Origin of the sequence: Neorhizobium sp. DAR64862/K0K3, from assembly GCF_050500185.1 — a bacterium.
GTDB lineage: Bacteria > Pseudomonadota > Alphaproteobacteria > Rhizobiales > Rhizobiaceae > Neorhizobium > Neorhizobium soli.
Genome location: NZ_CP191450.1, coordinates 248,452 through 269,136 on the forward strand (window position 1 = coordinate 248,452; position 20,685 = coordinate 269,136).

Sequence of the window (20,685 nt, forward strand, 5' to 3'; positions counted from 1 at the left end):
TTATTGGGCCAGAAGCGCGTTCAGCTTCTCCTGGGCGTATTCCTCATTGGTGGACTTGCCGTCAGGCGACGGAGCACCCCAATAATCGGCGCTCCACTCGACTGCCTGCTTGACGTTGTCGGGGTTGTTGGCCCACAGGCGGCTGATTTTCGGATCGGCGGCCTCGTAGACCAGCTGCGAGGGAACCGGCACCGGATAGGCGGTGGAAAGCGCCGCGGCGCGGTCGGCATCAAGCCGGTAGGACAGCAGTTTCAGTGCGTTTTCCGGATTGGGCGAGCCATTCGGGATCGAGAAGAAGTCGTAATAGATGAAACCCTGGTTCCAGGTCATGTCAACCGGCGCGCCTTCGACCACGACGAGATTGTTGATGCGTCCGGCATAGGCCATGCACATGTCGGCCTCACCATCGAGCATCAGTTGTGGCGCTTGAGCGGCCGTCGTCCACCATTTGCTGACGTTTGGCTTGATCTCGGCGATCTTCTTCAGCGCCCGGTCCATATCCACCGGATAGAGCTTGTCCTTCGGCACGCCATCCGCCATCAGCGCCGCTTCGAACACGAAACGCGACCAGCCTGGCATGCAACGTTTGCCGGGAAACTCCTTCACGTCCCAGAAATCCGCCCAGTTGTTCGGCTTTGCGTCGGCGTATTTTTCCGTGTTGTAGGCCATGGCGACGCCGATGACCTGCAGCGCCACGCCTTTCTTGCGCTTCAGATTGTCCGGCATGGTGGCCAGCGTCTTCTGGGCGCTTTCGGACAGCTTGCTGTAGTCGATATCAAGCAGGCAGCAATCACCCAGCAGCTTGGTTTCCTGATCGAAGATGAAGGTCAGGTCCCAGCCGGCCTTGCCGGTGGCGCCCTGCGCCTTGATCTTCGGGCCGCTGCGCGCCTCCTGCACGGTGACAACCTTGATGCCGGTTTCCTTCTCGAAGGGGTCGTACATGATCTTGCGCAGGGCTTCGCCATAAGCGCCGCCGGGATCCTGCATGATGACTTCCTTGCTCTGGGCGGCCGCTCCCGAAATGCCGCCAAAAGTGATTGCCGTTGCCAGCAATCCGGTTGCTACGCTTGCCTTCAATACTCCCATGACATGTCTCCTCAGCATGTTGGTTTCCTCCTCTCGAGATCGTATGCGGTGTCACACGACGGCACGCTTGGGGCCGGCCAGGACCGGCCGCGCGAGCAGGATGCCACCGACGACCAGCAGAACTTCCAGTGTCGACACGACGGCGAGCACGGGATTGAGCTGGTAGTTCACGTCTGCCCACAAACGCAGGGGCAGTGTCTTCAGCTGCGCGCTCGACAGGAAAAGCGACAGCACGAGTTCATCGAATGAATGCAGAAAGGCGAAGAAGGTGGCGGCCGAGAGCCCCGGCGCGATTGCCGGCAGCGTCACCTTGCGAAACACCGTGATCGGCGAAGCACCGTGGATGGCGGCGGCCTGTTCGAGTTTGGTGTCGACGCCCTGCAGGCTGGCGGCGATGATCACCACGACCAGCGGAATGCCGCCGATCGCATGCGCACCGGCAAGCCCGAACATCGAACCGATCAGGTCGAAATGCAGGAACAGGCTGTAAAGCGACAGGCCGAGCACCACCGGCGGCACGATGATCGGGCTGACCAGCAACAGCATGATCGCCGTCTTGCCCCTGATCGAGCTGCGGACGATGCCCATCGCCGCCGAGGCGCCGAGAACGATTGCCATGCAGGCGGACATGGCGGCGATCGTCAGGGATGAGGTGAACGCCGCCATCCATTCCGAATCCGAGAAGAACTTCTCGTACCAGCGCAAGGACAGGCCGGGTGGTGGGAAGGTCAGGAAGCTGGCGCTGCTGAACGAGATGATGATGACGACGACGATCGGCAGGATCAGCGTCAGGATCACCAGTCCGCCCATTGCGCGCACCGTCCATTCGCCGGCGCTGGCGGGAAGCTTGCCGAGCAGGCGCAGCAAGGGCCAGCCGATCGTGTCGGCGGCGATCATGCCGAGCGAGTTGCCACGCGCCGCCTTGCTGGCCTTGCCGATCGTCGGTCTGGCATCGGTCAGCTTGCCGCCACCCCAGATGAATTCGAAGCCGAGGAATTTCCCGGCAATGCCGACGACGATCAGGGTGATCAGCAGCAGCACCACGGCCAGCGCCTGCAAAAAGCCTTCGCTGGTGAGGAAGTCCGCCTGCTGCGTGATGTGCATGGCAAACATCTGGTCGCCGGGGCCACCAAGCAGGGTAGGCGTGATGAAGAAGCCGAGCGCCGTGACGAACACCAGCAGGAAACCGGCACCCATGCCCGGCATGGTCAGTGGCAGAAGCACACGCCAGAAGACGGCGATCGGGCCGGCGCCGCTGGCAAGGGCCGCCCGGGTCAGGCTCTGGTCGATGCGCGAAATGCTGGAATAGATGCTGAGCACCATCAGCGGCAACAGCACAGCGGTCATGCCGAGCAGCACGCTGCCGCGGTTGAACAGCAACTGTGCCGGTTCATCGGATATGCCGAGCCACATTGCCATCTTGTTGAGCGGCCCGTTGCGGCCGAGCAGCACCATCCAGGCATAGGTGCGGATCAGGATGGCGATAAAATAGGGCAACACAACTGCGGTTGCGATCAGCACCTGAACGATGCCGCGGCTGCGGTGGATGAGCAGCGCCGTCGGATAACCGAACACCAGGCAAAGGCCCGCCACGGTGAACGAAATCTGCATGGTGCGCACCAGCGACTGCCAGTAGAGCGGGACCGAGAACACTCGTTCGAAATGGGTGGTCCAGGTTTCGCCGCCGACGCTGAGGCGGAACAGGTCGATCAGCGGCCAGACATAGATGAAGGCCAGGAAGGCGGCGGCCGGCACCAGCAGCAGGGCCGGGTTCTTCAGCCGTTCCGACAGGCTCGCCGCTTGTGGTTTGATTGTCTGGAGGTCGGTTGCAGCCATGGTCATGACAGCACCCAGCAATCTTCCGCATCCCAGCTCGCAAAGAGCTTTTCGCCGATATCGGGCAGGCGCCTTGCGTAAGTATCGGCGCAACGGATCAGCAGCTTTTCACCGCCCTCCATCTCCGCCTCGATGCGCAAGAGTTCGCCGAGGAACAGTGCGGATGTGACGGTGACGGGAAGCGCGTTGGGTGAAGGCGTATTGCTGATGGCAATGCGCTCCGGGCGAACCAGAACAGTGGCGCGGCCGACCATGTCAGGATTGCGGCTTTCGGCTTCAAAGGTGAAACCGGCGCGGTTCTTCAGCACCAGGCGAGTGCCGCGGCGTTGCACCAGTTCGGCATCGATCAGATTGGATTCGCCGACGAAAGACGCGACGAACTTGGTGGCGGGATGGCGGTAGATTTCCACCGGGCTCGCGACCTGCACGATGCGGCCCGCATCCAGCACGGCGATACGGTCGCTGAGCGTCAGGGCCTCGCCCTGATCATGGGTGACGAACAGGATGGTGCTGCCGATCGTGCGGTGCAGTTCACGGATCTCGATCTGGATCGATTCACGCAGGCGACGGTCGAGCGCGCTGAGCGGCTCGTCCATCAGCACCACGCGCGGCCGCATGACGATGGCGCGGGCAATCGCCACGCGTTGCTGCTGGCCGCCGCTCATCTGGTTCGGCATCTTGTTGGCATGTTCCGAAAGCCGCATCACTTCCAGCGTTTCGGCAACGCGCCGCTCCGTGGTCTGGCGATTGACGCCGGCCATGCGCATCGGAAAGGCGACGTTCTGGGTCACGGTCATGTTCGGAAACAGTGCATAGCTCTGGAACACCATGCCGAAACCGCGTTTGTGCGGGGGGACATGCTGGACCGGTTTGCCATCCACCAGGATCTGGCCGGAATTTACCTTCTGGAAACCTGCAACGAGGTTCAGCAATGTGGTCTTGCCGCTGCCGCTGGGGCCGAGCAGGGTGATGAACTCACCGGCTGCGATGTCCATGGCGACATCGTCCACCGCGACGAAACTGCCATAGGTCTTGCCGACATGGTCTATTTGGATGCTGGCGCCGATGGCGGGTGCGATGGCTGATTTCTGTCCTGATGCCGGCACGGTGGTGTTTTGCGAGTCGTGCGAACCCTCGCGGCGCTCTGCGCGCCACGTCGAATTATCTGCCATGGTCTCCTCCCCACGTGTTCTAATATTTAGAACGATATTTCATAAACAGCTTATTCTGGATATCTCACTTGTCAAGCGGGTTGAGCCGACGAATGAAAGAGAGGCCTGAAACGCCACTGTTGGTGAGAGAGTGCGAAACGGTGATTGACAGACACCCGAGCCGGAGCGTACCTTATTTTTCGGAATGATGTTCTATATAGTGGAACGCTAATCGGAACAGCTTGCTGCAGTGGAGGACCCTTGACGAGGTATTGCAGCAAAAAGCCGGTTCTGGCCGGCATGGTTGGAGGACAGTGTGCTGAAGGATCTGCACGAACTTGCACGACAGGTGACGGATGGCATGCGCATTGCGCTGCCGGTGGATTACGCGGGTGTGTCGATGGCGATGACGAGGCCGCTGATCGACAATGGCGCCCGCAACCTGCGGCTTGTCTGTGTGCCGACCGGCGGTCTGCAGGCGGATATGCTGATCGGCGCCGGGTTGATCGCGTCCGTCGAAACAAGTGCGATGTCGCTTGGCGAGGCCGGTGGTGCGCCGCGCTTCAACCAGGCGGTCAAGGATGGAGCGATTACCATTCACGATGCCACATGCCCGGCCATCCATGCAGGATTGCTGGCCGCCCAGAAGGGCAGTCCTTTCACCGCCATGCGCGGGCTGATCGGCACCGACGTTCTCGCCAACCGGCCGGACTGGAAGGTGATCGACAATCCTTTCGCGGAAACCCCGGATCCGGTGGTTCTAATACCCGCCATTCACCCCGATATCGCGATCTTCCACGCCGCCGTTGCGGACCGGTTCGGCAATGTCTGGATCGGCCGTCGGCGTGAGCTTGCCAGCATGGCCTATGCCTCGGCCCGGACCATAGTCACGGTCGAGAGGATCGTCGATCACAGCCTGCTGGCCGACGAACAGAGTGCTGCGGGTGTCCTGCCGGCGCTTTATGTCGATCATATCGGGCTTGCACCGCGGGGTGCCTGGCCCTACGGCCTGTGGGGCGAATATCCTGTCGACGCGGCAGAGTTGCTGACCTATGCCAAGGCGGGCCGCAGTGCCGAAGGTTTTGCCGACTATATGGCGTCCAAGCTGTTGGAGCCGGCGCAATGAGAACGTCGCTTCCCCGTGAAACCCTGATTTACACCATTGCCCGGCTCCTTGATGGCGTGCGGCATGTGGCTGTCGGCGCCTCGTCGCCGATGCCGGCCGCCGGCGCCATGTTGCGCCGCGCCTTGAATGAGCATCAGCAGAAAGAGCAGGTCCGCATCTCGATCCTCGGTTCGGTCGAACACAATTTTTTCACCAACGGGTCGGTGGAGCTGTTCGATTGTGCGGGGCAGGGCCGGATCGATGCGTTCTTTCTCGGCGGTGGCCAGATCGATGGCGAGGGCAATGTCAATCTCGTGGGTGTCGGAGAGTATCCCCAGTCCAGCGTGCGCTGGCCGGGATCGTTCGGTTCGGCCTATCTCTATTTCGTCGTGCCGCGCGTCATCCTGTTTCGTGAGGAACATTCGCCGCGGGTGTTTGTCGACAAGGTGGATTTCATCAGCGCGCCGGGCACCAGCGAGCCGGGTGTCTATCGTACCGGCGGGCCTTATGCGCTTTTGACCAGCAAGGCGCTGTTCCAGTTCGACAAGCAACGGCCGGGTTTCACGCTGCAGAGCGTGCATGACGGCAGCGACCTGGCTGATGTCACCGAGGCGACCGGATTTTCGTTCGAACATGCCGAGAAACCGGAGACGACGTCCGGTCCCGACGAAGTCGCCTTCGATCTGCTGCGGGGCCGCGTTCTCGACGAGCTTGCCGAGACCTACCCGGAATTTGCCATCCAGATGCGCCGCGATATCGCTATGCAATCGGGACCGGCCATAGAAACAATGGGAATGAGAGCATGACAGCACAGATACCGAATATGGGCTCGTTGTCCGGATTGAAGGTGATCGATGCCAGCCGCGTTCTGGGTGGTCCCTATGCCGGTCAGGTTCTGGCGGATCATGGCGCCGATGTGATTAAGGTGGAGCCGCCAGGAGGTGACGAGACGCGCGGCTGGGGGCCTCCCTTTCATGATGGTGCCGCCAGCTATTTTCTCGGGCTGAACCGCAACAAGCGGGGCATGGCGCTCGACATGTCGAAACCGGCTGGACAGGAACTGTTGCTGCACCTGCTTGAAACTGCCGATGTCCTGATCGAAAACTTCAAGGCCGGAACCTCGGAGAGGTGGGGTTTGACACGGGAGATGATGACGGAGCGGTTTCCGAGGCTGGTGCATTGCCGGATTTCCGGCTTCGGCGGAGATGGTCCGCTGGGTGGTCTGCCGGGTTACGACGCGGCGATCCAGGCGGCGTGCGGAATCATGAGTGTCAATGGCGAACGCGGCGGCGATCCGCTGCGGGTCGGTCTGCCGGTGGTGGATATGGTGACGGGCCTCAACGCGGTCATCGGCATTACCATGGCGCTCAACGAGCGCAACGTCAGCGGCAAGGGCCAGTTCATCGAAACGACGCTTTATGACTGCGGCATTTCCCTGCTGCACCCGCATCTGCCCAATTATTATCTTTCGGGCAAGGTTCCCGGCACGTCCGGCAATGCGCATCCGAATATCTGCCCCTACGATACGTTCGCGACAGCAACCGATCCGATCTTCCTGGCAGTCGGCAATAACCGCCAGTTCGTCATCCTGTGCAAGATGATCGGCCGGCGGGATCTGCCGGATGATCCGAAATTTTCCACCAATGAACACCGCAACAACAATCGTGATGCTTTGAAAATGGAACTTGAACTTGGCCTGTCCTCGTTCGAATGCAAGGCCATTGCCAAGGATCTGATCGAGGCGGGTGTGCCTTGCGGCGCGGTGCGCAGCATCGATCAGGTGGTGGCCGATCCGCATACGATCCACCGCGAGATGGTGATCGATATCGATGACTTTCGCGGCACCGGAAGCCCGATCAAGATGTCGCGCACACCGGCCAGCTACCGCATGAAGCCGCCGGGTTATGCCCAGCACACGTCGGAAATTCTCCAGGAATACGGTGTCGAAGCCGAGCGTTATGCCGACGTTTTGCCCGGCCACGAAGCCAATATCCCAAACAGGGCGAAAACCGCATGAGCGACGAACTTTCTCTCCGCACCGAAGTGATCGAATCCTGCCGGGCCATGAACCGGCTTGGCATCAACAAGGGTACGTCCGGCAATATCAGCGTCCGTCATGGTGACGGTTTCCTGATCTCGCCGACCGGTATTCCGTATGACAAGCTGATGCCGGACCATGTGGTCGCCATGCAGTGGGACGCAAGTTACAAGGGCGACGTTCTGCCCTCCAGCGAGTGGCGTTTTCACCGTGATATCCTGATGGCACGGCCTGATCTGCAGGCGGTGGTGCACACCCATTCGACCTATGCGACCTCGGTGAGCATTCTGGAAAAGGACATTCCGGCTATCCATTACGCGATTGCCGGTGCCGGTGGCCCGTCGATCCGCTGCGCGCCTTACGAAATCTTCGGATCGCAGGAGCTGGCCGACCGGGTGGTGGAAGCGTTGAAAGGCCGGCGTGCCTGCCTGATGGCGCATCACGGGGTGATCGCCGGGCACGTGTCTATCGCAAGGGCTCTAGCTCTGGCCGTGACCGTCGAGGAACTAGCGCATCAATATCTGCTGTGCCTGCCGTTCGGTGAACCGCCGGTGCTGACCGACGACCAGATCGCGGCGGTGCTGGAAAAGTTCAAGACCTACGGCCAGCAGAGCAGTACGGCGCTCGAAGGCCTGCGGCACGCATCCTGACCTCAAAAGGCAAATTCCGTGGACGATCTGATCTTCTGCCTCGATTCAGGCACAACAACAGTCAAGGCTGCCGCGTTCGATACGCGCGGCCGGCTGATCGCCGTGGCGCAGCGGGCCAACGGCGCCCTGCGCCGCGACGGGTTGAAGGTCGAGCAGGACATGCTGGTATCGCTGGACGATGCGCTTGCGGTGCTGAAGGACTGTGTCTCCCAAACGCAGGGTACGGCGATCGGCCTGGTGGTGACCGGTCAGGGCGACGGGCTGTGGCCGGTTGACCGGCATGGCGAACCTGTCGGTCGGGCGATGACATGGCTGGACGGCCGCAGCGCCTCGCTGGTGTCGGAACTGAACGAACGATGTGTGCTGACCGGCGTTGAACAGCTGACTTCGGTGCGACCGACGGCGGCGGCCCAGAGCGTTCAGCTGCTGTGGCTGCAGCGCAACCAACCGGAACGTTACAACCAGATCGCGCATGTGATGCGGATCAAGGAATGGCTGTTCCTCTGCCTGACGGGAGAAGTACGGGCCGAACCGACGTCGCTGCTGCATACCTGGGGGAGTTGGCGCAGCGGCGCGCTGGTGCCCGAGATCGACCAGGTTCTGGGGCTGAAGCGGGGCACATCGCTTGTTCCCGAGATGCAGCCGATCGGCGAATGTGTCGCGACGCTGTCAAATGATCTGGCAACGGATCTCGGTCTGCCTGTCGGTTTGCCGGTGCTGATGGGGCCGGGCGATGTGCAGGCGAGCATGATCGGGCTTGGCCTCGGCCTGCGCGACGAAGTCGCTCGCTGTTCGGTGTTCGGCACCAGCGCCATCCATGCCAGCCTTGTCGATGACCCCGCGGAAATCCGTAACAAGCCGTCGGGCGCGCTGATCCAGCCTTTTGCGATCGGCGGATATTTCTGCTCCTATCCGAGTTTCAACGGCACGACCCTGTTCGAACACGTGGCACGGCTGACCGGCCGACCGGACCTCGCACGCGGTTCAAAACCGTCTTTTTCCAGTCTTGTCGTGCACCCGTTCTTCGAACCCGGCGGCGAGCGTTCGCCCTATACAACGCCGCATGCCAAGGGCGCGATGGTCGGACTGACATCGGCGACGACGCATGAGCAGGTGGCCTGGGCGGCGCGCGAGGCGCTGGTTTTCGTTGCCCGCAAGAGCCACGACATGATGAGCGAAGGCGCCGGTGACATCGCGCTGGGCGGCGGGCTCGCGGCGGATACGGCGTTTGCCGCGTTCATGGCCACGGCTACAGGGCGCGCCGTGCATCGCACCACCACCGGCCATGCCAGTCTCAAGGGTGTCGGCGCCTTGGGGGCGATGCATCTGCTCGGCGCCTCCAGACAAAGTCTCGACGATGACTGGATCGGCCGCGCCGATGATGTGGCCGTTCCGGAGACAGGTGCTGTCGCCGAATATGCGGCGCGCAAATACGAGCTGTTCCTCACTCTGGTGGGGGCGATCGAGCCACAATGGGCGGAACTTTCGGCGCTGGCCAAACTGAGCGCCCAACAGACCAAGGACAATGCCTGATGAACGGTGCCGACCTCCTGTGCGAAACTTTGCTCGCAAACGAAATCGACGTCTGCTTCGCCAATCCGGGCACGTCGGAAATGCATTTTGTCGCGGCACTCGACCGACAGCCGAAGTTGCGCTGCGTGCTTGGTCTGTTCGAGGGCGTCGTGACGGGGGCTGCCGACGGCTATGCGCGGATGGCCGACAAACCGGCCGCGACGCTGCTGCATCTGGGACCGGGCCTCGCCAATGGGCTTGCCAACCTGCACAATGCGCGGCGGGCCAATACACCGATCGTCAATATCGTCGGCGACCATGCGACCTATCATCTGAAATATGATGCACCCCTGACCTCCGACATCGAATCGCTCGCTCGGCCGATGTCCGGCTGGGTCGGGCGGATCGATGCCGCCGACGAGGTGGGGCGAGCGACCAGCGAGGCCATCGTCGCCGCGCGAACGCCGCCGGGAAGGATATCGACGCTGATCCTTCCAGCAGATACCGCCTGGGGTGAAATTACTGTGCCGATCCCTGCCGCCGCCGAGCTTGCCGGCGCGTCGAGGCCTGAGGCTGCCGTCCTGCTTCAGGCAGTGGAGGCTCTGCGGTCAGGCAAGAGTACGACGATCCTCGTTTCGGGTCTGGCCTTGCGGGAAAAGAACCTCGAAATTCTCAGCCGGATCGCGATCGCGACCGGGACGCGGTTGCTGGCGCAGCAATCGAATGCGCGCATGCAGCGCGGCGCCGGTCGGGTGCCGGTGGATCGCGTGCCCTATGTGATCGACCAGGCGGTCGCGTGTTTTGCTCAGACCGAGCAGGTGATCCTGATCGGCGCGAAGGCTCCGGTCGGTTTTTTTGCCTATCCGGGTAAGCCGAGCAGCATGTTGCCGGATGCCTGCGCCGTGCTCGATCTCGCGCCGGAATCGACAGATATCCCGCAGGCGATCGCCATGCTGGCGGACGAGTTGGGCGTCTCTGCCTCGGCGTCGCCATTGCTGGCATCCCGCGAAAAGCCGAAGATGCCGGCCGGGACCCTGACGCCGCAGGCGATTTCGATCGCGCTTGCTCATTACATGCCGGCAAATGCGATCATATGCGACGAGTCGGTGTCGTCCGGCCGGGATTTCTTCCGCCACACCCACGGCGCCGAACCGCACGATTTTCTGCAACTGACCGGTGGTGCGATCGGCATGGGATTTCCGCTGGCCACTGGGGCAGCGATTGCCTGCCCGGATCGCAAGGTGATCGGCCTGCAGGCGGATGGCAGCGGCATGTACACGGTGCAGGCGCTATGGACGCAGGCACGCGAAAGACTGGATACGCTGACCATCGTCTTTGCCAACCGGCGCTACCAGATCCTGCATAGCGAGTTGATCAATGTCGGGGCGGGGGCCGCCGGTCACAATGCCAGCCGGATGCTTGATCTCGTCGACCCGACGCTTGACTGGGTGGGCATGGCCAACAGCATGGGCGTCGACGCGGCGCGGGCAGAGTCGGCCGGGGAATTCGCAGATATCCTGAAGAGCGCCTGCGGGCGAAAAGGGCCTTTCCTGATCGAGGCCGTGATATGAACAAGTCGATTCCAGACCAAGGCAAGGTGCAGCGACATGGGTGACATCAAGCGAATTCCGCATTGCAGCCATTGGGGCGCCTACACCCTTCTGGTGGATGGCGAGGAGATCATCGGCGCCGAACCGTTCGCGCATGATCCGGCGCCTTCGCCGATCATCTACTCAGTCAAGGAATGGGCCAACCCGGAACGCCGCGTGCTGCGGCCGATGGTGCGCTCCGGATGGCTGGAACAGCGCGAGAAAAGCGATACAAGTGGCCGTGGCCGCGAAACCTTTGTTCCCGTCAGCTGGGACGAGGCTTTGGATCTGGTGGCGGGCGAGATCACCCGTGTGGGTAGCACTTACGGCAATGAGTCGATCTTTGCCGGCTCCTACGGCTGGACTAGTTGCGGCCGGTTCCATCACGCCTCGACGTTGTTGAAGCGGACACTCAATCTGGTGGGCGGTTTTACCGGCCATGTGGATACCTACAGCATTGCCGCCGGTCCCGTTATCCTGCGCCACACACTGGGCAGCGATGTAGCCTGCGGCGGTCAGGCGAACACGCTGGACGGCATCAGCGAGCATACGGAAACGCTGATCGTGTTCGGGTCGCTGTCGCCGCGCACAGCGCAAAGCGAGGCCGGCGGAGTGGGCGCGCACAGGCTCGAAGGCTATCTCCAGCGGATCGCCGAGCGAAATGTCCGGGTCATTCTCGTGTCACCGCTCAAGGATGATCTGCCGGACTGGATCGACGCCGAATGGTGGCCGATCCGGCCTAATACCGATACGGCGCTGATGCTCGGTCTGGCCGGCGAGATCGTCGAAGCCGATGCCCATGATGCCGAGTTCCTGGAGCGCTGCTGCAGCGGCTCCGACACGTTCCTTGATTATCTGACCGGCAAGAGCGACGGCGAGCGCAAGGATGCCCGCTGGGCATCGCGGATCACCGGGCTTGATCGCGACAGGATTGCCGAACTTGCCAAGGTGATGGTCAAAACCCGTAGTATGATCACTGTCAGCTGGAGCCTACAGCGAGCGCATCACGGCGAACAGCCGTTCTGGGCCGGGCTGGGTCTGGCCGCGGTGGCTGGACAGATCGGCCTGCCGGGCGGCGGTGTCGGTTACGGTTATGCTTCGCTCGGCGGTGTCGGCGCGCCCTTCGGCATCGGAAAGTCGCCGGCCATGTCTGCCGGACGCAAGGCGATCGACAGTTTTATTCCGGTCGCGCGGATCACCGATATGCTGCTCAATCCGGGCAAGGTCTACAGCTATGAGGGCAACGAGCGAACCTATCCGGACGCGAAACTGGTCTATTGGGCTGGTGGCAACCCGTTCCATCACCATCAGGACCTGAACCGGCTGATGGAAGGCTGGCAGCGGCCGGAAACGATCATCGTGCAGGACCCGATGTTCACGCCGACCGTCCGTCGCGCCGACATTATCCTCCCGGCATCGACCTCGATCGAGCGGAATGATCTGGCAGGCAACAAACGCTCCGACTTTATCCTGGCCATGCATCAGGCGATCTCGCCGATCGGTGAGTCCCGTTCCGATTTCGACATCTTCAACGGCCTTGCGGAAAAGCTTGGTGTCGGCGATGCCTTCAATGAAGGCCGCGACGAAATGGGCTGGATCCGGCATGTCTTCGAACTGTCGCGCAAGGACGCCAAGGACCGGCTCGATTTTGCCATGCCGGACTTCGACACCTTTTGGCAACAGGGTTACGCCCGGGTGCCGGTGAAGGAGAACCACACCTATCTCGATGACTATCGGGCGGACCCGGAAGCGCATCCCCTGGCGACCGAGTCCGGCAGGATCGTGCTCGGCAGCAAGCTGCTGGAAAAGCTGGATTACGACGACTGCCGCAGCCACCCGGCCTGGATCGAACCGGCCGAATGGCTCGGAACCGTTAATCCGGAAAACCGGCTGCATCTGGTGTCGCACCAGCCGGCCGGGCGGCTTCACAGCCAGCTCGAAACCGGATCGGAAAGCCGCCGGCACAAGAAGAACGGACGGGAGGTCGTTCGCGTCAACCCGGAGGATGCGGCGCGATTCGGTATCGGGCCGGACCAGACGGTGCGGTTGTGGAACGACCGCGGCCAGTGCTTGGCGACCGCCGATGTGACCGACAGCGTGCGACCGGGCGTCGTGGTGCTGCCGACCGGAGCCTGGTTCACGCCGACCGGTAATAACGGGCTCGAGATCTCGGGCAATCCCAACGTGCTGACGCTCGACGTTCCAACATCGAAATTCGGGCAGGGCTGCTCGGCGCATACCTGCGTCGTCAGCATCGAGCCCTATGTCGGCGATGTGCCGGATGCCATTGCCCATTACCAGCAGGAGCTGTCGGTTTCCGTCGGCAGCTAAAAGAATGACCATCTTTGGAGGAGGATATTATGAACGCCCCAGCAATCAGCCGTTTCCCGGTACCCGAGATCAAGGATCTGCCCGAGGATATCCGTGACCGGATCCTTGCCGTGCAGGAGAAATCCGGTTTCGTGCCGAACGTATTCCTGACGCTCGCCTATCGACCGGATGAGTTCAGGGCGTTTTTCGCCTATCATGATGCGCTGATGGACAAGCCCGGCAACATCACCAAGGCCGAGCGCGAGATGATCGTGGTGGCGACCAGCAATGCCAACCAGTGCCAGTATTGTGTCGTGGCACATGGCGCGATCCTGCGCATCCGCGCGAAGAACCCGCTGATGGCGGATCAGGTGGCGATCAACTATCGCAAGGCCGATATCACTCCGCGGCAGATGGCGATGATCGATTTCGCCATGAAGGTTTCGACCCGCGCCTACGAGGTCGGAGACGAAGATATCGCCATCCTGAAGTCGCATGATTTCACCGATGACGATGCGTGGGACATTACGGCGATCTCGGCATTTTTCGGGATGTCGAACCGGCTGGCCAATGTCACCAGCATGCGCCCGAACGACGAGTTCTATTCGCTGGGACGCTGAGCCATGCAGAAAGGCTACAAGGATATGCTGGCGGAGGCAGACGCGGTTGTCACCTCCGTGGATGTGGAGGAGGTTTCGGCACAGGCGGGCGAAAGCGATCTCGTTCTGGTTGATATCCGCGATGTGCGCGAGCTGGAGCGGGAGGGCATGATCGAACATGCTGTCCACGCCCCGCGCGGCATGCTGGAATTCTGGATCGATCCGGAAAGCCCCTATCACAAGCCGGTTTTCGCTGAAGACAAGACCTTCGTCTTCTACTGCGCTTCCGGCTGGCGGTCGCTGCTGGCGGCGCGCACGGCGCAGGAGATGGGGCTGCAATCGCGCAGCATGCGCGGTGGTTTCAGCGCCTGGAAGGCGGCCGGAAAACCGGTCGCGGAGCGCAAGCCGCGCTGATTTTTCCAATGAGCAAGATTTGAAAACGAAAGACACGAGATGACCCAGACCTTCACCGCCATGATGATTGAGGACGTCGACGGCAAGCCGAAAGCGGCTTTGCGCGAGCTCTCGATCGATGCCCTGCCGGACCACGACGTTTTGGTCGAAATCGAATATTCCAGCCTGAATTACAAAGACGGTCTCGCGATTGCGGGCAAGGGCCGCATCGCGCGCCGGCTGCCGATGGTCGGGGGGATCGATCTGGCTGGCACGGTGATGGAGTCCCGCTCCGGCGACTGGAAGCAAGGCGACCGCGTCGTCGTCAACGGCTGGGGCCTGTCCGAGACCGAATGGGGCGGGTATGCCCGGTTCCAGCGTCTGAAGCCGGAGTGGCTGATCCGCCTGCCGGAGGCGCTGAGCTTCGAGCAGGCCATGGCGGTCGGCACCGCTGGCTATACGGCGGCGCTTTGCGTCAACGCGCTCGAAGACTGGGGCGTGATCGAAAAGGGCGGACGTGAGGTGGTGGTCACCGGTGCGGCGGGCGGTGTCGGGTCGGTTGCGATCTCGCTTTTGTCGCGGCGCGGCTACACCGTCACCGCCTCGACTGGTCGTCCCGAGACCCATGACTACCTGACGTCGCTCGGCGCGACGTCCTTCGTGGATCGTGCGGCCTTGTCTGAGAAGGGCGGTGGTCTCCAGAAGGAACGCTGGGCCGGTGGCGTCGATACGGTGGGTTCGATCACGCTTGCCAATGTGCTGGCCCAGACGGTCTATGGCGGTGGTATCACCGCCTGCGGACTGGCGGGCGGTGCCGATCTTCCCGGAACGGTGTTGCCGCATATCCTGCGCAGCGTGGCGCTGCTCGGAATCGATTCCGTCATGGCGCCGCATGCCAAGCGGCAGCGCGCCTGGCAGCTCCTTGCTGAAAGCCTGGATGCCGCCAAGCTTGCGGAAATGACGACCGTGGAGCCGATGAGCAATCTCCCGGCTCTGGCAGAGGCCATCGTGGCCGGCAAAATCCGCGGACGCGTCGTCATCAAGGTTGCATAGGGTTCCACAAACCGGCAGCTTGAGTGCATCTGGGAGGGTTGCGATGACGAACAAGTACGAGGACGGCCTTGAGCGCTGCGGGGCCAATCACAGAGCGATGACGCCCATCACGTATCTGGAACGGGCGGCGCGCACCTTTCCCAGCCGCATCGCCGTGATCCATGGATCACGGCAGATCAGCTATGCGCAGTTCTGGACCAACTGCCAGCGACTGGCCTCCGCATTGTCGCAGCACGGCATCGGCAAGGGCGATACTGTGACGGTGATGCTGTCGAACACGCCACCCATGCTGGAGGCTCACTACGGCGTGCCGATGGCCAACGGCGCGGTACTGCACTCCATCAACACACGGCTTGATGCCGACAGCATTGCATTCCAGCTCGATCATGCGGAATCCAGGGTGGTCATCGTCGATACGGAGTTTTCCGGCGTGATGAAGCAGGCTCTTGCAAACGCCAAGGTCACGCCGCTGGTGATCGATTTCGAGGATACGGAATATCCGGCCGATGCGCCCTTTCCGAGGGCGGCCACGATCGGCGACCTTACCTATGAGAAATTTCTCGCAGGTGGCGAGGAGGTCTTCGCCTGGACGACGCCGTCAGACGAATGGGATGCCATTTCGCTGAACTACACGTCCGGCACCACCGGCAGTCCCAAAGGCGTGGTCTACCACCATCGAGGCGCCGCGCTGGCGTCGCTGGCCAACAATATCCATGCGGGCATGGGCAAGCATCCGATCTATCTGTGGACGCTGCCCATGTTCCACTGCAATGGCTGGAGCTTTCCTTGGGCGATCTCCGTCCAGGCTGGAACCCATGTCTGCCTTCGCTGGGTGCGGGCGAAATCCATCTACGACGCCATTGCCGATCACGGCGTCACGCATCTCTGCGGCGCACCGATCGTGATGTCAGCGCTGGTCAATGCGGTGGACTCCGATCGCCGCAGCTTTTCCCAGACCGTGACCTTCAACACCGCCGCCGCCCCGCCGCCCGAGGCGGTCCTTGCCGCCATGGCAGAAGCTGGTTTCGAGGTCACCCATATTTACGGACTAACCGAAACCTATGGTCCGGCCGTGGTCAATGAATGGAATTCCGACTGGGACGCACTGGATGGCGGACAGAAGGCGGCCAAGAAGGCGCGTCAGGGTGTGTCCTATCTGACGCTTGCCGATCTTGCGGTGCTCGACCCGCTGACTATGGAACGGGTTCCCGCCGATGGAGAGACGCTGGGTGAAGTGATGATGCGCGGCAATATCGTCATGAAAGGTTACCTGAAAAATCCGCAGGCGACCAAAGACGCTTTTGCGGCTGGCTGGTTCCATTCGGGCGACCTTGGGGTGATGCATCCTGATGGCTATCTGCAGCTCAAGGACCGCTCCAAGGACATCATCATTTCCGGAGGCGAGAACATCTCTTCTATCGAGATCGAGGATGCCCTGTACAAACATCCGGCGGTGGCAGTGGTGGGCGTGATCGCCAAGCCGCACGAGAAATGGGGAGAAACGCCCGTCGCGGTTGTTGAGCTGAAGCCCGGGAGTGTGGCCAGCGAACTGGAACTGATCGAGCATTGCCGGGGGCTTCTCGCCCGGTTCAAGTGCCCAACGCGCGTCGCTTTCGCTGAGATTCCCAAGACATCCACTGGCAAGATCCAGAAGTATGCAATGCGCAAGATGGATCTCTGAAATGACTCCGGACGATCTTCTGATCCGCTCCGACGCGAACGGCATCGCGACGCTTACTCTCAATCGCCCGGCCCAGCGCAATGCCCTGTCGCTGGCCCTAATGGACGTGCTTTGCGAGACGCTGGAGGTGATTGGCGCAGATCGCTCCGTGCGAGTGGTCATCCTGCGCGGCGAAGGGCCTGCTTTCTGCTCCGGCCATGACCTGAAGGAAATGCGCGCCAGCGATGACCGCGCCGCAGCCAGCATCTTCGACACCTGCTCGCGGCTGATGCTGACCATCGGCAACCTGTCGCAGCCGGTGATTGCTCAGGTGCACGGCATTGCCACGGCTGCCGGCTGCCAGCTCGTCGCCACCTGCGATCTGGCGATCTGCGCCGACGATACGCGGTTCGCGACGCCGGGGGTCAATATCGGCTTGTTCTGTTCGACGCCGATGGTGGCGCTTTCGCGGGCAGTAGGCCGCAAGGCGGCGATGGAAATGCTGTTGACGGGCGAAACCGTCGACGCGCAGAAGGCGGTCGAGATCGGGCTTGTCAATCGTGCCGTGCCACATGCCGAACTGGAGGCGACAGTCCTGCAGTGGGCAAAAAACATAGGTTCGAAGTCCGGTACGGTCGTCGGCATCGGCAAACAGGCATTCGCGGCGCAGGCGCAACTCTCGGTCGAGGATGCCTACCGGCTGGCCTCGCAGATCATGACCGACAACCTGATGCTGGACGACGCGCGAGAAGGCATCGACGCCTTCCTGCAGAAACGGCGACCGCAATGGTCGATCATGCAGGAATAGAGGATGATCGATCGACGGCATATCGACGCTCTCGGGCGGATCCTCTGCGACAAGGGCATGCTTACCGATGAGCAGGATATCGCGCCTTACCAGACCGGCATTCGGTTCGACCGGGGGGTCGCCGCGCTCGTGCTGCGACCGCGCAGTACGGAAGAGGTGTCTGATAGCCTGGCCTATTGTGTCGGCGCGGGCATCGCGGTCGTCCCGCAATCGGGCAATACGGGCGTGGTTTCGGGGTCGACGCCGGATCAATCCGGCAATCAGGTCGTGCTCAGCCTCGACCGTGTGACGCAGGTGTTCGAACTTGATGTCGACAACCGATCGCTGCGCGTGGGTGCGGGGATGCGGCTGTCCGAGGTCAACCGGCGACTGGAACCGCACGGGCTTTTCTTCCCGATCGACCTCGGTGCTGATCCGGCCATCGGCGGCATGCTGGCGACCAATACCGGTGGATCGCGCTTTCTCAAATACGGCGATGTCCGGCGCAATACCCTCGGCCTGACGGCGGTGATGGCGGATGCGGACGGCACGGTGGTCGACCTGGGCAAGGACCTGCGCAAAAACAACACAGGCCTCGACTGGAAGCAGGTCTTCATAGGAACGTTCGGCGTGTTCGGTATCGTCACGGAGGCCGTGCTCAATCTGGAACAGATGCCGCAACAGTCTGCGACGGCCTATCTCGTGCCGCAGAGCGCCGTCCATGTCATGCCGCTGCTGCGGATGATGGAGGACCGGCTCGGCGCCTATCTCTCGGCATTCGAGGGCATGTCCGGCAACTCAATGCGCGCAGCGCTGGCGCATTTTCCAAGCCTGCGCAATCCGTTTCAGGGCGGGGTGGTGCCAGACTACACGATCCTGATGGAGTTGAGCCGCACCTGGAAACGCCGCGACGGTGAAGAGGCGCTCGAGGACGTGCTGAATGCGGTGCTGGCCGAAATCTGGGAAAGCGCGGAAGCGCCGCTCGCTGACGCTCTCGTCGGGCCTGCCCACGAGATGTGGGCGATGCGGCATGCTCTGTCTGAGGGCGTCAAGCATGCCGGAAAACTCACGGCGCTGGACGTGTCCTTCCGACGCGGCGAGATCATGAATTTCTGCGAGCGGATGAAACGCGACATGCCGGTGCTCTTCCCCGAGACCACCATCTGCGATTTCGGCCATATCGCCGATGGCGGTGTGCATCTGAATGTCGTGGTGTCAGAAACTGGTGCGCAGGCGGCGGACCCGACCTTCCAAGAGCGGTTGCGCGACTGGGTGTTCAAGGTCGCAGTGGAAGAATTCGGCGGCAGCTTTAGTGCCGAACACGGCATTGGTCGCAAAAACCAGGCCTACTACGATCTTTATACGCCTGACACGCTCAAGCGTCTGGCACGGGGCCTAAAGGCGGTCACCTCGCCCGGCGAGGTGGGGGTCGCGAAAATCGGATAGATGGGTGGCTCGGGAAATCTGCACAGCCAGGACAAGTGGAATTTCCGCCTGACTTCGGCATACATGCCGGGAACACGAGATGCAATGACAAGACGCCCGCTCATTGAGATCAGTGGTTGGGTAAGGGTCACTCCAGCAAATCAACACATAGAGACCTTTAACGAATGAAATCGATGAAAATTCCATAAATCGCATTATCCACAGGGGGCCAGTTCTAGCGATCTAGAAGCGGGTCTCTTACAAGTCTCCGTGCAATCAGGCCCCCGCAACCAACAAAACGTGTAAATTCGAGCACTTCAAATAATTGCTCTGGAGCTCCTCGCCATAACGGTCGAGGAGTTTTTTGCGTTTTTTCCGCTTATCAATCTCGGCAGCCACAAGCCGCGCCATGAGAACGTTGCCAGCGGTCGCCATTAAATGTTGCTCCATAACATCGAGGACCGCCCTTCAAAGCCAATGATGTTGGCAATTGAACTATGCACCTGCAGGGATGATGGCTTATCGCCGGGTGTTCGCAAATTACCACCGTCTGGATCAGGACGCGAATGGCAACCTCGACATTGGGGATTGGACTGCTACTTCAGTCCGGCGATTTATTACAGATAATCGTCCGCCAGCACGTCGATGCAGGCGAGCCGAGACCACCTTCTAACGCGTGCTTCGAGTTCATCGTGCTGAGCGTCTAGGATGGCAAGGCGCGGCCGGCGCTCTGTGTGTTTGGCGTGAAAGGCGGTCAATCGAATGGACTGAACCCTCGTCGTTTTGGCAATGTCGGAGATACGGAAAGCGCTCCGGCCAACGCTCCCAGCATCCTGTTTCGGTCCCTGGCTGACGTTCGCAAAAGACGCCATATCTGTAGAAGAGAGGTGGATTTCATTGCCACTGACTCGATTTTTTGTCAGTCTGTCCCCTGGATAATCTCGGCCACGACATGATCGAAGCAACTCTACAGGGATGACTGGAATAGTATGACAATGTTGAAAAATATCCCGAAGCATCTGAGTCCAGACGTTCTTTGGGCACTCGCAGCAATGGGGCATGGTGATTGTCTCGTAGTGGTGGATGCCAATTATCCAGCATATTCCCGTCATCAACGCGTCTTGCCGATTGTAGGGGTCCCTCTCGTTTCGATCATCACCGATATATTGAAGCTGATGCCGGTCGACGATTTCCTCGAAAAGCCCGTTGTGAAAATGGTCCCTGACGGCGACCTCGGCTACGGCACGTCGGTTCATGACGATGTCGAAAAAATAGTAAACGAAATAGAGCAGCGGGAGGTTGGCTTCGAACCCGTTGAGAGGTCGAAATTCTACGATGTGGCGGCTGGTGCATTTGCTGTTGTCGCGACTACGGACGATCGACCATTTGGATGTTTCATTTTCACAAAAGGCGTCATCCGATCTGTCTAATTTGCATCCAAGGGCTCAATTTACCAGCCTTTTGATATGGTCATGCCGCCCATCGAGAGCA

The 20,685-nt window shown here is 61.2% G+C and carries 18 protein-coding genes; 14 read left to right on the plus strand and 4 right to left on the minus strand.

The annotated features are described in order from the left end of the window. The 3 genes from ACQY1L_RS18075 to ACQY1L_RS18085 are packed head-to-tail and all read right to left on the minus strand — an operon-like array spanning position 1 to position 4,094. A complete protein-coding gene (locus ACQY1L_RS18075; RefSeq protein ID WP_430245338.1) occupies positions 1 to 1,086 on the minus strand; it encodes an extracellular solute-binding protein in 1,086 nt (361 codons plus the stop codon). A 51-nt stretch (positions 1,087 to 1,137) separates the two neighbouring features. Continuing rightward, positions 1,138 to 2,928 (minus strand): ABC transporter permease subunit, encoded by a 1,791-nt coding sequence (locus ACQY1L_RS18080; protein WP_430245340.1) that lies wholly within the window; start codon positions 2,926 to 2,928, stop codon positions 1,138 to 1,140. Beyond that, the gene (locus tag ACQY1L_RS18085) at positions 2,925 to 4,094 is read right to left on the minus strand and encodes an ABC transporter ATP-binding protein (protein ID WP_430245342.1); all 1,170 of its coding nucleotides are present in this window, start codon (positions 4,092 to 4,094) and stop codon (positions 2,925 to 2,927) included. Before ACQY1L_RS18085 ends, ACQY1L_RS18080 begins: the two co-directional genes overlap by 4 nt. 295 nt (positions 4,095 to 4,389) lie before the next feature. Between ACQY1L_RS18085 and ACQY1L_RS18090 the strand changes: the two genes are divergently transcribed. The 13 genes from ACQY1L_RS18090 to ACQY1L_RS18150 are packed head-to-tail and all read left to right on the plus strand — an operon-like array spanning position 4,390 to position 19,215. After that, entirely contained in the window at positions 4,390 to 5,199 is an 810-nt protein-coding gene (locus ACQY1L_RS18090) for a CoA transferase subunit A (protein ID WP_430259707.1), read from the plus strand. After that, positions 5,196 to 5,984, plus strand: a complete 789-nt coding sequence (locus tag ACQY1L_RS18095) for a CoA-transferase (protein ID WP_430245343.1) — start codon at positions 5,196 to 5,198, stop codon at positions 5,982 to 5,984. Before ACQY1L_RS18090 ends, ACQY1L_RS18095 begins: the two co-directional genes overlap by 4 nt. Continuing rightward, complete coding sequence (locus ACQY1L_RS18100; RefSeq protein WP_430245345.1) at positions 5,981 to 7,195, plus strand: CaiB/BaiF CoA transferase family protein; 1,215 nt, start codon at positions 5,981 to 5,983, stop codon at positions 7,193 to 7,195. Before ACQY1L_RS18095 ends, ACQY1L_RS18100 begins: the two co-directional genes overlap by 4 nt. After that, positions 7,192 to 7,866: a class II aldolase/adducin family protein gene (locus ACQY1L_RS18105; protein ID WP_430245347.1), complete on the plus strand. Its 675-nt coding sequence runs from the start codon at positions 7,192 to 7,194 to the stop codon at positions 7,864 to 7,866. The genes ACQY1L_RS18100 and ACQY1L_RS18105 overlap by 4 nt, the downstream gene beginning before the upstream one ends. Positions 7,867 to 7,884: 18 nt before the next feature. Then, the gene (locus tag ACQY1L_RS18110) at positions 7,885 to 9,399 is read left to right on the plus strand and encodes an FGGY family carbohydrate kinase (protein WP_430245349.1); all 1,515 of its coding nucleotides are present in this window, start codon (positions 7,885 to 7,887) and stop codon (positions 9,397 to 9,399) included. Then, complete coding sequence (locus ACQY1L_RS18115) at positions 9,399 to 10,949, plus strand: acetolactate synthase large subunit (RefSeq protein WP_430245351.1); 1,551 nt, start codon at positions 9,399 to 9,401, stop codon at positions 10,947 to 10,949. The genes ACQY1L_RS18110 and ACQY1L_RS18115 overlap by 1 nt, the downstream gene beginning before the upstream one ends. A gap of 36 nt (positions 10,950 to 10,985) precedes the next feature. Continuing rightward, entirely contained in the window at positions 10,986 to 13,298 is a 2,313-nt protein-coding gene (locus tag ACQY1L_RS18120) for a molybdopterin-dependent oxidoreductase (RefSeq protein WP_430245353.1), read from the plus strand. Positions 13,299 to 13,327: 29 nt separating this feature from the next. Further along, entirely contained in the window at positions 13,328 to 13,897 is a 570-nt protein-coding gene (locus tag ACQY1L_RS18125; protein ID WP_430245355.1) for a peroxidase-related enzyme, read from the plus strand. A gap of 3 nt (positions 13,898 to 13,900) precedes the next feature. Beyond that, on the plus strand, positions 13,901 to 14,290 hold the full coding sequence (locus ACQY1L_RS18130) for a rhodanese-like domain-containing protein (protein WP_430245357.1): 390 nt from the start codon (positions 13,901 to 13,903) through the stop codon (positions 14,288 to 14,290). Positions 14,291 to 14,329: 39 nt separating this feature from the next. Then, positions 14,330 to 15,322, plus strand: a complete 993-nt coding sequence (locus ACQY1L_RS18135) for an MDR family oxidoreductase (RefSeq protein WP_430245359.1) — start codon at positions 14,330 to 14,332, stop codon at positions 15,320 to 15,322. 43 nt (positions 15,323 to 15,365) lie between these two features. Next, the gene (locus ACQY1L_RS18140; RefSeq protein ID WP_430245361.1) at positions 15,366 to 17,003 is read left to right on the plus strand and encodes an acyl-CoA synthetase; all 1,638 of its coding nucleotides are present in this window, start codon (positions 15,366 to 15,368) and stop codon (positions 17,001 to 17,003) included. A 1-nt stretch (position 17,004) separates the two neighbouring features. Beyond that, a complete protein-coding gene (locus ACQY1L_RS18145) occupies positions 17,005 to 17,790 on the plus strand; it encodes an enoyl-CoA hydratase (protein WP_430245364.1) in 786 nt (261 codons plus the stop codon). 3 nt (positions 17,791 to 17,793) lie between these two features. Next, a complete protein-coding gene (locus ACQY1L_RS18150) occupies positions 17,794 to 19,215 on the plus strand; it encodes an FAD-binding oxidoreductase (protein ID WP_430245366.1) in 1,422 nt (473 codons plus the stop codon). Between the two features lie 255 nt (positions 19,216 to 19,470). Here ACQY1L_RS18150 and ACQY1L_RS18155 read toward each other — a convergent pair whose 3' ends face one another. Further along, entirely contained in the window at positions 19,471 to 19,629 is a 159-nt protein-coding gene (locus tag ACQY1L_RS18155; RefSeq protein WP_430245368.1) for a hypothetical protein, read from the minus strand. A 560-nt stretch (positions 19,630 to 20,189) separates the two neighbouring features. On the opposite strand from ACQY1L_RS18155, the gene ACQY1L_RS18160 reads away from it, so the two are divergent. Next, positions 20,190 to 20,624, plus strand: coding sequence for an RbsD/FucU family protein (locus ACQY1L_RS18160; protein ID WP_430245370.1), 435 nt, complete (start codon positions 20,190 to 20,192; stop codon positions 20,622 to 20,624). Positions 20,625 to 20,685: the final 61 nt, after the last annotated feature.

Bases quoted from the DNA above. Each gene is read 5' to 3' on its own strand.
- ACQY1L_RS18135 (WP_430245359.1), top strand. From the start codon at position 14,330: ATGACCCAGACCTTCACCGCCATGATGATTGAGGACGTCGACGGCAAG.
- ACQY1L_RS18085 (WP_430245342.1), bottom strand. From the start codon at position 4,094: ATGGCAGATAATTCGACGTGGCGCGCAGAGCGCCGCGAGGGTTCGCAC.
- ACQY1L_RS18160 (WP_430245370.1), top strand. From the start codon at position 20,190: ATGTTGAAAAATATCCCGAAGCATCTGAGTCCAGACGTTCTTTGGGCA.
- ACQY1L_RS18155 (WP_430245368.1), bottom strand. From the start codon at position 19,629: ATGGCGACCGCTGGCAACGTTCTCATGGCGCGGCTTGTGGCTGCCGAG.
- ACQY1L_RS18140 (WP_430245361.1), top strand. From the start codon at position 15,366: ATGACGAACAAGTACGAGGACGGCCTTGAGCGCTGCGGGGCCAATCAC.
- ACQY1L_RS18095 (WP_430245343.1), top strand. From the start codon at position 5,196: ATGAGAACGTCGCTTCCCCGTGAAACCCTGATTTACACCATTGCCCGG.
- ACQY1L_RS18145 (WP_430245364.1), top strand. From the start codon at position 17,005: ATGACTCCGGACGATCTTCTGATCCGCTCCGACGCGAACGGCATCGCG.
- ACQY1L_RS18150 (WP_430245366.1), top strand. From the start codon at position 17,794: ATGATCGATCGACGGCATATCGACGCTCTCGGGCGGATCCTCTGCGAC.
- ACQY1L_RS18115 (WP_430245351.1), top strand. From the start codon at position 9,399: ATGAACGGTGCCGACCTCCTGTGCGAAACTTTGCTCGCAAACGAAATC.
- ACQY1L_RS18075 (WP_430245338.1), bottom strand. From the start codon at position 1,086: ATGGGAGTATTGAAGGCAAGCGTAGCAACCGGATTGCTGGCAACGGCA.
- ACQY1L_RS18080 (WP_430245340.1), bottom strand. From the start codon at position 2,928: ATGACCATGGCTGCAACCGACCTCCAGACAATCAAACCACAAGCGGCG.
- ACQY1L_RS18130 (WP_430245357.1), top strand. From the start codon at position 13,901: ATGCAGAAAGGCTACAAGGATATGCTGGCGGAGGCAGACGCGGTTGTC.
- ACQY1L_RS18105 (WP_430245347.1), top strand. From the start codon at position 7,192: ATGAGCGACGAACTTTCTCTCCGCACCGAAGTGATCGAATCCTGCCGG.
- ACQY1L_RS18125 (WP_430245355.1), top strand. From the start codon at position 13,328: ATGAACGCCCCAGCAATCAGCCGTTTCCCGGTACCCGAGATCAAGGAT.
- ACQY1L_RS18100 (WP_430245345.1), top strand. From the start codon at position 5,981: ATGACAGCACAGATACCGAATATGGGCTCGTTGTCCGGATTGAAGGTG.
- ACQY1L_RS18120 (WP_430245353.1), top strand. From the start codon at position 10,986: ATGGGTGACATCAAGCGAATTCCGCATTGCAGCCATTGGGGCGCCTAC.